9 protein-coding genes are annotated in these 13,600 nt (G+C 46.1%); 3 read left to right on the forward strand and 6 right to left on the reverse strand.

Translation table 11 applies throughout. The features are described from left to right. Nucleotides 1-37: 37 nt before the first annotated feature. The 4 genes from nrdB to ubiG all read right to left on the reverse strand — a co-directional run bounded on the left by nrdB (nt 38) and on the right by ubiG (nt 5,417). Nucleotides 38-1,168: a class Ia ribonucleoside-diphosphate reductase subunit beta gene (gene nrdB / locus KO537_RS07165; RefSeq protein ID WP_028759863.1), complete on the reverse strand. Its 1,131-nt coding sequence runs from the start codon at nt 1,166-1,168 to the stop codon at nt 38-40. 74 nt (nt 1,169-1,242) lie between these two features. Beyond that, nucleotides 1,243-3,531 carry a class 1a ribonucleoside-diphosphate reductase subunit alpha gene (gene nrdA / locus KO537_RS07170; protein ID WP_105252559.1) on the reverse strand — a complete coding sequence of 763 codons (2,289 nt, stop codon included), beginning with the start codon at nt 3,529-3,531 and terminating at the stop codon, nt 1,243-1,245. A gap of 502 nt (nt 3,532-4,033) precedes the next feature. Next, nucleotides 4,034-4,705, reverse strand: coding sequence for an HAD-IA family hydrolase (locus KO537_RS07175; RefSeq protein ID WP_173496880.1), 672 nt, complete (start codon nt 4,703-4,705; stop codon nt 4,034-4,036). Between the two features lies 1 nt (nt 4,706). Next, nucleotides 4,707-5,417: a bifunctional 2-polyprenyl-6-hydroxyphenol methylase/3-demethylubiquinol 3-O-methyltransferase UbiG gene (gene ubiG, locus KO537_RS07180; RefSeq protein WP_028759866.1), complete on the reverse strand. Its 711-nt coding sequence runs from the start codon at nt 5,415-5,417 to the stop codon at nt 4,707-4,709. A 385-nt stretch (nt 5,418-5,802) separates the two neighbouring features. Between ubiG and gyrA the strand changes: the two genes are divergently transcribed. From gyrA to KO537_RS07195, 3 genes are all read left to right on the forward strand, one after another. Further along, nucleotides 5,803-8,553: a DNA gyrase subunit A gene (gene gyrA, locus KO537_RS07185; protein ID WP_105253124.1), complete on the forward strand. Its 2,751-nt coding sequence runs from the start codon at nt 5,803-5,805 to the stop codon at nt 8,551-8,553. 135 nt (nt 8,554-8,688) lie between these two features. Next, nucleotides 8,689-9,780: a 3-phosphoserine/phosphohydroxythreonine transaminase gene (gene serC, locus KO537_RS07190; RefSeq protein ID WP_219234126.1), complete on the forward strand. Its 1,092-nt coding sequence runs from the start codon at nt 8,689-8,691 to the stop codon at nt 9,778-9,780. A 357-nt stretch (nt 9,781-10,137) separates the two neighbouring features. Further along, on the forward strand, nt 10,138-11,058 hold the full coding sequence (locus KO537_RS07195) for a LysR family transcriptional regulator (protein WP_173244738.1): 921 nt from the start codon (nt 10,138-10,140) through the stop codon (nt 11,056-11,058). Here the strand turns inward: KO537_RS07195 and KO537_RS07200 are convergent. After that, complete coding sequence (locus KO537_RS07200) at nt 11,055-11,951, reverse strand: YjjW family glycine radical enzyme activase (RefSeq protein ID WP_173244741.1); 897 nt, start codon at nt 11,949-11,951, stop codon at nt 11,055-11,057. The two genes, KO537_RS07195 and KO537_RS07200, sit on opposite strands and share 4 nt — an antisense overlap. After that, entirely contained in the window at nt 11,923-13,482 is a 1,560-nt protein-coding gene (locus KO537_RS07205; RefSeq protein ID WP_219234127.1) for a YjjI family glycine radical enzyme, read from the reverse strand. Before KO537_RS07205 ends, KO537_RS07200 begins: the two co-directional genes overlap by 29 nt. Between the last annotated feature and the right edge of the window lie 118 nt (nt 13,483-13,600).

Genomic DNA, 13,600 nt, shown 5'->3' on the forward strand with positions numbered 1-13,600 from the left:
GTTTTAATGCCATTTTGTAACGTCACTTTTAAGTGTCTTATAGATCGAAGTCGAGGAACTCATCACCATCAACCGCGGAGTCAATTTGGCCAACAAGGTATGAAGAGACTTCAACTTCCTGTGGTGCAACTTGCACTGCATCGCTTTCTAACCAGTTTTTCATCCAAGGTAATGGATTGGTTATTTCTGGGTATGGTTGCGGTAGATTCACCGACTTCATGCGTTGATTAGTAATAAACTCAACGTATTGGCACAGGATCTGTTCATTCAAACCTATCATAGAGCCGTCTTTGAACAGGTATTTGGCCCATTCTTTTTCTTGCTCTGCGGCTTTGAAGAATAAATCGAAAGCTTCCTGTTGGCATTCTGCAGCAATTTCACCCATTTCTGGATCGTCTTTACCGCCTTGCATGATGCTTAAAATATGCTGAGTGCTGTTTAAGTGTAAGGCTTCATCACGGGCGATTAAGCGAATAATTTTCGCGTTACCTTCCATGAGCTTACGTTCAGCAAAGGCAAATGAGCAGGCAAAGCTAACATAGAAACGAATGGCTTCTAGGGCGTTGACTGACATCATGCACAGGTACAAGGCTTTTTTCAGGGTGCGGGTGTTGACTATGACTTCTTTGCCATCGATGACATGGGTTCCTGCACCGAGTAAATGGAATATCTGAGTCAGTTGGATCAAATGATCGTAATAAGCGGCGATATCGGTCGCACGGCTTAAGATTTCTTTGTTCACGACGATATCGTCGAAGATCACTGAAGGATCGTTAACGATATTGCGAATGATGTGGGTGTATGAGCGCGAGTGAATCGTCTCAGAGAAAGACCAAGTCTCAATCCAGGTTTCTAATTCAGGCAGTGACACCAGCGGCAAAAAGGCCACATTGGGCGAGCGGCCTTGAATCGAGTCGAGTAGGGTTTGGTATTTCAGATTCGAAATAAAGATGTGTTTTTCATGATCAGGCAATGCACCGTAGTCAATCTTATCGCGACTGACGTCTACTTCTTCCGGGCGCCAAAAGAAAGATAACTGCTTTTCTATCAGTTTTTCGAACACTTCATATTTTTGTTGATCGTAACGAGCCACGTTGACCGATTGACCTAAAAACATAGGTTCACGGGTGGCATCGTTAGGTGTTTGACAGAAGGTAGAGTAGGCCATGGTGCTATTTTTCCAATGGATAGGGATCCACTAAATAGGGATCCCTATAAAACCGTTAACGTTAAAGTTAAAGACTAGATTTTACATGCGCCGCCGGCGCAACCGTCATCTTCTTTCTCTAAATTGGTGATGTCATCGTGTGAATCCGACGCACCATCGCGAGTGTTATGGTAGTAAAGCGTTTTAACACCTAACTTGTAAGCATTGAGCAAATCTTTCAGCAGGGTTTGCATGGGTACTTTACGGCCTTCAAAACGTGAAGGATCGTAGTTAGTGTTAGCCGAAATCGCTTGGTCAACGAATTTCTGCATAATACCCACTAGCTGTAAGTAACCGTCGTTGCTTGGCATTTTCCACAGCAATTCATAGCTATCTTTCAGTGTATCGAAATCAGGTACCACTTGTTTTAGCTGACCGTCTTTGCTCGATTTCACGCTGATAAGACCACGTGGTGGCTCGATACCATTGGTCGCATTGGAAATTTGCGACGAGGTTTCTGATGGCATTAATGCCGACAGCGTTGAGTTACGCAGGCCATATTGCTTGATATCGCTACGCAGTGATTCCCAGTCTAAGTGCAATGGTTCAGCACAAATTTTATCTAGGTCACGTTTGTAGGTATCGATTGGCAAAATACCTTGAGAGTAAGTGGTCTCGTGGAATAACGGACACGCACCTTGCTCTTTGGCTAAGTTCATTGAGGCTTTCAGTAAATAGTACTGAATCGCTTCGAAGGTTCTGTGGGTTAAAGCGTTCGCGCTACCATCAGAATACTTCATGCCATTTTTCGCTAAATAGTTAGCGAAGTTGATCACGCCTATACCTAAAGTACGGCGATTCATCGAGGCGATTTGCGCGGCCTTGATAGGGTAATCTTGATAATCCAATAGATTATCCAGTGCGCGTACGGCGAGGTCGGCTAATGGCTCAATATCAGATAACTCTTTGATAGAACCTAAGTTAAGTGCTGACAGCGTACAAAGCGCGATTTCACCTTCAGGATCATCGATGTTGTTCAATGGTTTAGTCGGCAGGGCGATTTCAAGACACAGGTTAGACTGTCTGATCGGCGCGACTTTTGAATCGAACGGGCTGTGAGTGTTGCAGTGATCCACGTTCTGAATGTAGATACGGCCTGTTGAAGCACGCTCTTGCATCATCAGTGAAAACAGCTCAACGGCTTTTATCGTTTTCTTACGAATGCTGCTGTCTTGCTCATATTGCAGATATAAACGCTCAAACTCGTTTTGATCTTCAAAGAAAGCATCGTACAAGCCAGGTACGTCAGATGGGCTAAATAAACTGATGTTCTCGCCTTTGATCAGACGTTGATACATCACTTTGTTCAACTGCACACCGTAGTCTAGATGACGGATACGGTTGTCTTCGACGCCGCGGTTATTTTTCAATACCAGCAGAGATTCGACTTCTAAGTGCCAAATAGGGTAGAACAGGGTCGCAGCACCGCCACGCACGCCGCCTTGAGAGCACGACTTCACTGCGGTTTGGAAATACTTATAGAAAGGTAAACAACCTGTGTGGAAGGCTTCACCACCACGGATTGGGCTACCTAAGGCGCGAATACGACCGGCGTTAATACCGATACCCGCACGTTGGCTGACGTATTTCACGATAGACGAAGCGGTCGCGTTGATAGAATCTAAGCTGTCACCACATTCGATCAGTACGCAAGAGCTAAACTGACGCGTTGGGGTGCGCACACCGGCCATAATTGGCGTTGGCAGCGACAGTTTAAAAGTTGATACCGCGTCATAGAAATCTTTAACGTATTTCAGGCGCGTCTCTTTTGGATAACGGGCAAACAAGCAAGCCGCAACCAAAATGTAAAGGAACTGCGCGCTCTCATAGATTTCGTGGGTCACACGGTTTTGAACTAAATATTTGCCTTCAAGCTGTTTTACCGCAGCGTAGGAAAAATCCATATCGCGCCAATGGTCGATATAGGTATCCATCACATCCAGCTCTTCGCGGGTGTAATCTCTTAAAATGTGTTGGTCGTATTTACCCAGCTCAACCAATTTAGTCACGTGAGCATACAATGCGGGCGGCTCAAACTGACCGAAGGCCTTCTTACGCAAATGAAACACCGCTAAACGGGCAGCGAGGAACTGATAGTCCGGTGATTCTGGAGAAATTAAATCCGCCGCAGCCTTGATAATGGTTTCATGGATAGCTTCGGTTGGGATGCCATCGAAAAACTGTAGGTGCGAGCGAAGTTCAACTTCAGAAACAGAAACGTTTTTTAATCCCTTGGCTGCCCAAGTAATTACGCGGTGTATTTTTTCGAGATCGATATTCTCACGATCGCCACAGCGTTTTGTGACTGTCATAGTGCTATTCATTTGGAGATAGGCCTTGGTTCTTATATGTATTTAGGTGAGCAAAATCACCGTACGTATCCTTGTAAAACAATCAATAATCGTCCCTTAAATACAGCTGACTGGTTAAAAACGAGTCAATTAAGCGGCGAGCTTCTAGTGTGTCTGATTGTTACCTATACACAAGATATGGTGTTTTAAATTATATGGGATACAAGATAGTGAGGTTTGCCCCTATTTGCAAGTCTGAATTCAGGGGACATCTTGTGGATAACGTGAGGATAAAATTTTGCGTTAGTAACGACTAACCTTGAAGCTCAATTTCAGGTTAGCGTGTCACACTCATGGGGGATTTTTAGGCGATCTTTTCTTTAGATCGCGATCGCTCACGAGTGCCGATCTTTTATCCGCCTGACTTTTTCCGTGGGTCATAAATAGTATGCTGACACACTGATGTCCGTCAGTGAAGTTACGTATTGGATGCCTTAGTCTTGAGCATTGTAGGCGCTGTTTTTGGTTGATGTTGTTAAGCCAATGCTTCGATTAGTGCTTGATGTAGCTCAGTTGGGCTCGCAAAATGCGCGTGCGCTGGCCATTGCAACGGCTTGTCGTTCACGCCCAGATAACCCCATAGGGCCACGCCGCCTAACATGCCAGCAGCCTTGGCCGCGAGCAAATCTCGCTCGGCATCCCCAAGATACAAAATGTGTTCTGGAGCACAGTTCAGCTGTTGTGCGCCTAACAGCATAGGTGCAGTGTGGGGTTTTGGGTGTTTTGTAGAATCGCCACTAATGATAACGGGCATACGCAAGTGTAAATTCAGTTTTCGCAATAAGGGACGGGTAAAGCGCGCAGGCTTGTTGGTGATTACCCCAAACGGCAGCTGAGTTAACTCGAGCCAGTCGAGTAATGCCGCTATGCCTGTGAATAGCGCACAGTGATCGCCATTTATACGCTGATAGTGGGCGAGTAGCCCTTGCTGAACTTGAGACCGAAGATCTTCTGCCGCATCAGGGATCGCGGCATCGACTAAGGCAAAACTGCCGTGGGATGCGGCGTAGCGCATGGCCGCTAACGGCTGCGCGGCGATGCCGACGTCTTGAAGACTTAAATTGAGGGCTTGCACCAGATCCGGCGCGGTATCGGCTAAGGTGCCATCGAGATCGAACAGTACGCCTTTGATCTGTGCCAGACTCATATTAATCAACCTTACGCGTCGCTATCATGTAATTCACATCAACCTTAGGCGTGTACTTAAAAATGCCCGTCAATGGGTTGTAGCTTACCCCTAAGGCATCGGTACAGATAAGATCGGTATTATCTACTAGCTCAATCAGCTCCGAAGGCTTAATGAATTTTTTATGCTCGTGGGTGCCAACTGGCAGCATTTTTAGCAAATATTCCGCACCTAAAATGGTGTGCACGTAGGATTTAATGTTGCGGTTGATGGTGGAGAAAAACACATGACCACCGGGTTTGACCATGTCACAGCATGCTTTAATCACAGATTGTGGATCGGGTACATGTTCGAGCATTTCCATGCAGGTCACCACATCGTAATAGGCTTGATGATCTTGGCTGTGGGCCTCGGCAGTATTTTTTACATAATTAATGCTCACGCCCGTTTCGAGGGCATGTAGGCGGGCGACTTCTAAGGGCTCATCACCCATATCTAAGCCATCAACCTCGGCGCCGATGCGGGCCATGCTTTCAGACAAAATGCCGCCACCACAGCCGACATCGAGCACTTTCTTGCCGAAAATACCGCCAGCGGTTTGATCGATATAGTTTAAGCGCAGCGGGTTTAATAGATGCAGCGGCTTAAATTCGCCGTTGAGATCCCACCAAGTTTCGGCCATACGTTCAAACTTTGCGATTTCCTGTGGGTCTACATTGGTATTCTGATGCATGCTATTACCTGAAGAAGCTGTATTGTGCGGCTATTATAACGACTATGTTTGATAAACAAAGTGCTCGACTGAGCTAAGCCCTTGTGGTTGAGTGAATTTTCAGCAGTTATCTGCTTTTATGTTAATTGTTGTGCTCCGTATCGACCTTTTACTTTATCCCTTTGACGATTTTTCCTCATCGTAAGCCGTGAATTTCAACGCTTGTTTATCGCACAAACGACCAAATTGACAGTGTTTTCATCTATTAAGCCACCAGACTCTCAATTCGATAATGATAGGTCTGGCGACATTAAATAACTGTGTTAGAATGCCAAATCACGTTTTTGGGCTAGGCAATGATACGGATTATACGTTGTCAGCTATTTTTCAGGGGAACGAGCAGTTTATGACTGATCTGGCATCATCTATTTCGCCAATTAATATCGAAGACGAACTAAAGAATTCGTACCTTGATTACGCCATGAGCGTTATCGTGGGACGTGCATTACCAGACGTGCGCGACGGCTTAAAGCCGGTTCATCGCCGCGTTCTGTTTGCCATGAGTGAATTGAAGAACGATTGGAACAAGCCTTACAAAAAATCTGCCCGTGTGGTTGGTGACGTCATCGGTAAATATCACCCTCATGGTGACTCTGCTGTTTATGACACTATCGTCCGTATGGCCCAGCCATTCTCACTGCGTTACACCTTAGTAGACGGCCAAGGTAACTTCGGTTCGGTCGACGGTGACTCAGCGGCGGCAATGCGTTATACCGAAATCCGTATGGATAAGTTAGCGCACCAATTACTGGCTGATCTTGAAAAAGAGACAGTGGATTTCGTCCCTAACTACGACGGCACAGAACAGATCCCAGCTGTATTACCTACACGCGTACCTAACCTGTTAATTAACGGTTCATCGGGTATTGCCGTGGGTATGGCAACCAACATTCCACCACACAACCTAACGGAAGTCGTGAAAGGCTGTTTGGCATTGATTGAAGAACCTTCACTGTCGATTGAACAGTTGATGGAATACATTCCAGGTCCGGATTTCCCCACTGCAGCGATTATCAATGGCCGTAAAGGCATTATCGATGCCTATAAAACTGGCCGTGGTCGCGCGATCATGCGTGCTCTGGCAGATGTGGAAACCGAAGATAATGGCCGTGAGCGCATTATCGTCACTGAAATCCCGTATCAAGTGAACAAAGCCCGTTTAATCGAGAAGATTGCCGAGCTGGTTAAAGATAAAAAGCTTGAAGGGATTAGCGGTCTACGCGACGAGTCTGATAAAGACGGTATGCGTATTGTTATCGAAATTAAGCGCGGTGAAGTGGGCGAGGTTGTACTCAATAACCTTTATGCTCAAACGCAAATGCAGTGCTCTTTCGGGATTAACATGGTGGCCCTGACCAATGGTCAACCTAAACTGTTTAACCTTAAAGAAATGCTCGAATGTTTTATTCTGCATCGCCGTGAAGTGGTGACGCGTCGTACCGTATTCGAACTGCGTAAAGCCCGTGAGCGTGCCCATATTTTGGAAGCGCTGGCGGTTGCACTGGCTAACATTGACCCGATTATTGCACTGATCAAAGCCTCACCAACGCCTGCGGATGCCAAAGTGAAATTGGTTGAGCAAGGTTGGGAATTAGGCCACGTTCAAGGCATGCTGGAAAAAGCGGGCGATGACGCCGCGCGTCCAGAGTGGTTAGAGCCACAATACGGTATTCGTGACGGTCAATACTTCCTGACTGAGCAACAAGCTCAGGCCATTCTGGAACTGCGTTTACACCGTTTGACCGGTCTTGAGCACGATAAGATCATCGCCGAATACGAAGAACTGCTCGAATTTATCGCGGGTCTGCTGTTTATTTTGCGCAGTCCTGAGCGTTTGATGGAAGTGATCAAGGAAGAATTAGTTCAAATCCTTGAAGAATATGGTGATGCGCGCCGTACAGTGATCAATGCCAACGAAGTCGATATGAGTCTTGAAGACTTGATCAACGAAGAAGACGTTGTGGTAACACTGTCGCACTTAGGTTATGCCAAGTATCAACCATTGACCGATTACCAAGCCCAGCGCCGTGGCGGTAAAGGTAAAGCCGCGACGAAAGTGAAAGACGAAGATTTCGTCGAGAAGCTGTTAGTTGCCAATACCCATGATACCATTTTGTGCTTCTCTGATTTTGGTAAGATGTACTGGCTCAAAGTGTATCAACTGCCATTAGCGAGCCGTACGGCCCGTGGTCGTCCAATTGTTAACTTGTTGCCGTTATCCGATGGCGAGCGCATTACTGCGATTCTGCCAGTACGTGAATACGCTGCTGACAAGTACATCATCATGGCCACCTCACACGGTACTGTGAAGAAAACCGCACTAACTGCTTATAGCAACCCACGTGCAAACGGCATTATCGCCGTTAACCTCAAAGACGGTGACCAACTGATCGGTGTCGATATCACTAACGGTGATGACGAAATCATGCTGTTCTCGAACGAAGGTAAAGTGGTTCGCTTTGGTGAGAAAGTACGTGATTCTGAAACAGGCGAAGTGAAAACCGATCCTGAAACCGGCGAAGAAGTCTTGTCCTTACGTCCTATGGGCCGTACTGCAACAGGCGTTCGTGGTATTCGTTTAGAAGAAGGTCAGAAAGTCGTGTCGCTTATCGTACCCAAAGGCGATGGCGCGATTCTGACTGTGACTGAAAACGGTTACGGTAAACGGACGCAACTGTCTGAATATCCTGCGAAGAGCCGTGCGACTAAAGGTGTAGTTTCAATCAAGGTGAGCGAACGTAACGGCGCTGTTGTTGGGGCTGTTCAAGTCGGTCTTAACGACGAACTGATGCTCATCAGTGATAAAGGTACCTTAGTGCGTACACCTGCGAGCGGCGTGTCTATCATTGGCCGTAACACTCAAGGTGTAACGATTATCCGTACTGCGGGCGACGAGAAAGTGGTCGGCCTACAACGTATCGACGAAATCCAAACTGAAGAAGATGAAGTCGAGCTGGATGAAAACGGTTTACCGATTGTTCCTGTCATTGTCGAAGGCGAATTAGCCGACGAGGCGCTTGAAGAAGCGCTGGATGACGAAGAAGAGTTGGACGAAGATGAAGACGAGCTTGCTGATGATGAGCAAGACGAAGAGTAATTAAGTGTCATATTAACGAGCGTCCAATTGGACGCTCGTTTTTTTAATGGCATTGATGTTGATAGCATTGTTCGTTATAGAATGGTTTCGTATTTATCAATACCTACATCATGGTTGGGATTAAGGAGAGTGTCAGTGAGCGCGATTTATAATTTCTGTGCTGGACCTGCAATGTTACCCGCAGCGGTAATGAAAAAAGCACAACAGGAATTACTTGATTGGAATGGCCAAGGCGTTTCCGTGATGGAAATCAGCCACCGAAGTAAAGAGTTCATCGCGCTTACACAACAAGCCGAGTCCGATTTACGTGAACTGATGCAGATCCCCACAAATTACCATGTGCTATTTATGCACGGCGGTGGTCGTGGACAGTTCTCCGCTGTTGTGAATAATTTTTTAGGTAATCATGGCCGAGCCCTGTATTTAGTCAGTGGTCAATGGTCATCTGCCGCATTAGCCGAAGCACAAAAGCTCGTGGGTGAAGCGCAGATTGATAGCTTGAATATTGTTGAAAAACACAATGGACTCAATGCGGTTGTCTTGCCTGATTTACATAAAATCGATGCCGATTATCGCTATGTTCACTACAGCCCTAATGAGACAGTAGATGGTATCGAAATTTTTGATGAATTAGACTCACCTTGGCCAATTGTTGCCGATTTATCGTCAACCATTATGTCACGTGAAATCGACGTCAGCCGCTACGGTTTGATTTACGCTGGCGCACAAAAGAACATAGGTCCATCGGGTCTGTCGATAGTGATAGTGCGCGATGACATGTTAAAACTGCCGAGTTTACCGCAGTCGTCCATCATGGACTATCGTTTAGCCGTTGAGCATGACTCTATGTTCAACACACCGCCAACCTTTGCTTGGTATCTCGCCGCTGAAGTCTTTGCTTGGCTTAAGTCCATTGGCGGCATTGCGAGTATTGCAAAAATTAATCAACAAAAAGCGCAGATGTTATATCAATGCATTGATGGTAATGCTTTCTACCGTAATGGGGTTGTTGCAGCGAACCGCTCACAAATGAACGTGACTTTCCAATTAGTCAACGAAGCGCTCGATAGTGAGTTCCTAAAGCAAGCCCAAATAGCTGGACTCGTTGCCTTAAAGGGCCATCGTATCGTAGGTGGTATGCGTGCTAGCCTCTATAATGCAATGCCACTCGATGGCGTAGTTGCCTTGGTCAAGTTTATGAATGAGTTTGCAAACAAACATAGCTAGGCTTAGCTGTATTGAGTTACTCATTAGCTTGCGACGCTTAGCGTCTAGAGTTTGCTGCTTGAATATCAACGTTATGCTTATTGAATGTTGATCATCAGTTAGCCATCTCAAGTGAGACATCCCAAAAGCGAATGCTCAAATGCATTCGCTTTTTTGTTAACTTTAATTTATCGACAATGGCGTTAAGCAAGATGACGTTGAGACCAGATGCCTTCAAGAACACTCGTTTTGAGAAAGCCTGTGAGCTGACGCGCATTACTGAGTAAGATGCTGGGTTAGTTGTATGTTATTGTTTATCATAATTAAAAGAACGTATCTTTAGATGTGTATACACGATAAATCAATAGGATGTCACCGATGGATTTGGCCAAACTTTCGCGGATTAGTATGAAGCATTTGATCACTTTGCATGTGATGCTCGATACCCTGAGTGTAACCGCCAGCGCCGAACGTTTATGTTTAAGCCCCTCATCCGTCAGTAAAACCTTAAGCCAGCTCAGGGACAGTTTAAACGATGAACTGTTCTATCGTAACGGCAACTCACTTGTAGCAACCCCATTGGCAAGACGATTAGGGCCAAGTGTGCAGCAGATGATCAATGATATGAATCAGATCATGAGTCAGGATGCGTTTAACCCTGCACATTTTGAGGGGCGTTTCTCGCTTGCGATGCGGGAAAGTACCTTTGAGCTGCTGGCCGCCAAGCTCAGCGCCCATATTCTGAATTTGGCTCCTAATATTCGCCTCGATATTTACAGCAAAGACAATATTGGTTTTGATGGATTGCTTAAAGGTACATTAGACTTTGTGCTGTTACCCCATGATCTGAGTCAACCTAATCCTCTTCAAGACGATCTGGTATGGGAAACCTTGTTTAGCGATGAAATGATCTGCCTGATGAATTCATCCCATCCCTTGGCTAAACAGCCGCATATCAGCTTTGATGATTACCTGAGTTTTAGCCATATTGGCATTACAGACACAGATCTGAGTACGCCTTTTTTTGATATTTTGCTCGCCCAGCAATCTAAAAAACGTGCCGTTCCCATTTCGGTCCCAGACTTTGGCAGTGCGGCGTTAATGTGCCATCACAGTGAGTTGCTCTTTACCTGCTCGCGCCGCTGGGCATCCATCGCTAGCCAAGCTCAAGGCTTAACGATTAAATCTTTGCCTATAGAATATGGCAAAGTGGCTTACAGCTTAGTTTGGCATAGTCAAAGCATGAAAGATCCCGCACTGCGCTGGCTTTATGAGCAAATTTTGCTTTGCAGTCGTTAAAGGTATATAGAAGGCAACACGAGATTGGTTACGCCTCGCTTTGCAAGCGTTGCGGCTAAGCGTTCAATATCGGCTTGTTTACAGCTTGGCCAATTGAGAGCTTCATCGACAACACCATGATGGTGAAAGGCATTTAACTTAACTCGCGTATCTGGGCCTAGCAGAAGTAAATAGGTCGCTAGTGCGTCTATTTCTTCCTCATAATCCGTGATGCTCGGAATGTGCAGCAATCTCACCTCATACAGTTTTTGCTGTTTAGCCAATAACTGGATTGATTTGAACACGGCATGGTTATCACGACCGGTAATATACCTATGGGTATCTTGCTGCCACGCTTTAAGATCCACCATAGCGCCATCTAAAAACGGCAGCAGTTTATGCCATCCCGTTAGACTTAAACTGCCATTGGTGTCGAGCATGCAAGTTAAGTGTGATAACGACTCTGTCGCCTTAATTCCTTTAAACAACGCAAGAATAAATGGCAGTTGCAGACTCGCTTCGCCGCCGCTAACCGTAATACCATTAATAAAGTGACGCTGACTATGGAGAATCGTCAGTATCTCCTCAACGGTGTAACGACTGACCTTAGGGCTCGCTTGTTTCGGGCATACGGCAAGACAAGTATCGCATTGGCTACAACGCTCATTATCCCAGTGAATGCGAGGCTTATCATTGAGGTTTATTAATGTCAGCGCATTGTCAGGGCAGGTGGCGACACAATCGCCACAGGCATCGCATAAACCTATGGTATGTGGGTTATGGCAGTTTTTGCATTGATAGTTGCAGCCCTGCAAGAATAACACGAGCCTGCTGCCAGGCCCGTCGACGCATGAAAAGGGCAATAGCTGACTGACAATAGCGTGTCTATTTAAAGACACAAGGGGAGTGTTCATGGGCGATAACTCGTGCTTGTCGTTGCAATATTCCCGTATTAACCGTAGCTTCTGCGGCTAAGCCTGTGGTATTGAGACGCGAGCCGCACTGTTTAAACGCTTCAATATCTGAGCGTTTTACCATATAGCCAGTCACGCGCATTAAATCGTTAGAGGCGACATTGGCGGTAAACTCCCTAAAACCTAACTCAAGCGCGGCTTTACACAGTTGGAACATGGCTTGAGGATTGGATTTCACGGTTTCATCGATAGTCAAAATATCGCTAATCCCCGCCGTATAATACTGATGATGCTGCGCTAAGGCTTGAATATGGGCGATGGGATTCGGTTCAGTGCCATAGGGGATGCGGACACCGGGAGTCACATCGTTGTCGATACTGATACCGCCCTGTGAATGCAGTAGTGCCCGCTCATGGTAACCATGGGCGACGGGTGTGGATTTCACTATGGCATCGAGCGTGGCAGAAATACGGTAGCCAAGTTGATTTGCGTCTGTCTGATGACCATAGCCAGTGTGTTGATCTCGTTGAGATAACTTCGTTACATCAGTAGCCGTGAATGTCCGCAGAATATTCACGGCTTCTGCCATGCCGTAAATACCAAACATGGGTGCAAAGCGCGATTCATCAATCAATTGTTCTTTAACTAAAAAGCTGTCAAAGAAGTGTGATTCTTGATGCAAAAATGCCGAGCGCGCGTCAATGAGCTCGAAGGTGAGTGAGCAGTAATTTGGCAATACAGTATCAAAAAAATCGTTTATAGAATTGGCCTTTAACGCCACTTCTTTAAGATTAAGTCGAACTAAAGTATTGGCGCCGCCCGCTAACGGCAACGCGTTGTAGCAACTGACAATACCAAAACCGCGCTCATCAAACGCACTGGCATGCAGAGGGTAATTCGCGATATGTGGCTTACTGCACTGACAAATGTTGGTGGTCGCAAGTAACAACAATTCATCTGGCGTGACGGCGGGGTCGTACATAAAGGTCAAATTGGGGGCAACTTGTTTTAACTCGGCATCAATGCGCAGTAGGGTGCGGCAAACGATGTTATCTGTAGGGCCAATATTCACATGCATAAAGGCATCGGGCAGGGTTCGGTCGAGCATGATCCAGAATAGTTTTAATTTACGATAAAGGACTTCCGCATCCATTCCTTCAACGAAAGGCATCAAAATGTCATCCAGCTGACCTAAATACACGGGGATATTGGTCACCGATGGCACGTGATGATACAGAATCGTTAAGGCATTGATGGCTTCGTCCAAGTTTTTTGCCGCAGATAACTCTAAGTATTCAGAGCCTTGTTGAAGGTAGCGGGCATAATCTGGCAACACATAGCGTGGTTTAAACGGCGCATGGCCTTCAAACATGTCGCAAATAATACCGTCATTCATCGCCGCTTTTACCTCGGGCGATATCGACATATAGGGCAAACTGGCTTCCGCTTCTAATGCTAAATAGTTGGATTTTTGCTTGGGTGAAAGCAGCGGGTTGGTGACGATTTGCATTAATTTATCTTGTAATAACATGGCTGAACATCCACAAGTTCTATGATGACCACTAATCTACTCAGTGGCGTTGGCTTTAAAAAGTGAAAATAGCCGCAGTCCTGATTAATGAAATGGAAATCCGCCGACCGAGGTCACA

Origin of the sequence: Shewanella sp. NKUCC01_JLK, from assembly GCF_019345615.1 — a bacterium.
Taxonomy (GTDB): Bacteria; Pseudomonadota; Gammaproteobacteria; order Enterobacterales; family Shewanellaceae; genus Shewanella; species Shewanella oncorhynchi.

Bases quoted from the DNA above. Each gene is read 5' to 3' on its own strand.
- nrdB (WP_028759863.1), bottom strand. From the start codon at position 1,168: ATGGCCTACTCTACCTTCTGTCAAACACCTAACGATGCCACCCGTGAA.
- nrdA (WP_105252559.1), bottom strand. From the start codon at position 3,531: ATGAATAGCACTATGACAGTCACAAAACGCTGTGGCGATCGTGAGAAT.
- KO537_RS07175 (WP_173496880.1), bottom strand. From the start codon at position 4,705: ATGAGTCTGGCACAGATCAAAGGCGTACTGTTCGATCTCGATGGCACC.
- ubiG (WP_028759866.1), bottom strand. From the start codon at position 5,417: ATGCATCAGAATACCAATGTAGACCCACAGGAAATCGCAAAGTTTGAA.
- gyrA (WP_105253124.1), top strand. From the start codon at position 5,803: ATGACTGATCTGGCATCATCTATTTCGCCAATTAATATCGAAGACGAA.
- KO537_RS07195 (WP_173244738.1), top strand. From the start codon at position 10,138: ATGGATTTGGCCAAACTTTCGCGGATTAGTATGAAGCATTTGATCACT.
- KO537_RS07200 (WP_173244741.1), bottom strand. From the start codon at position 11,951: ATGAACACTCCCCTTGTGTCTTTAAATAGACACGCTATTGTCAGTCAG.
- KO537_RS07205 (WP_219234127.1), bottom strand. From the start codon at position 13,482: ATGTTATTACAAGATAAATTAATGCAAATCGTCACCAACCCGCTGCTT.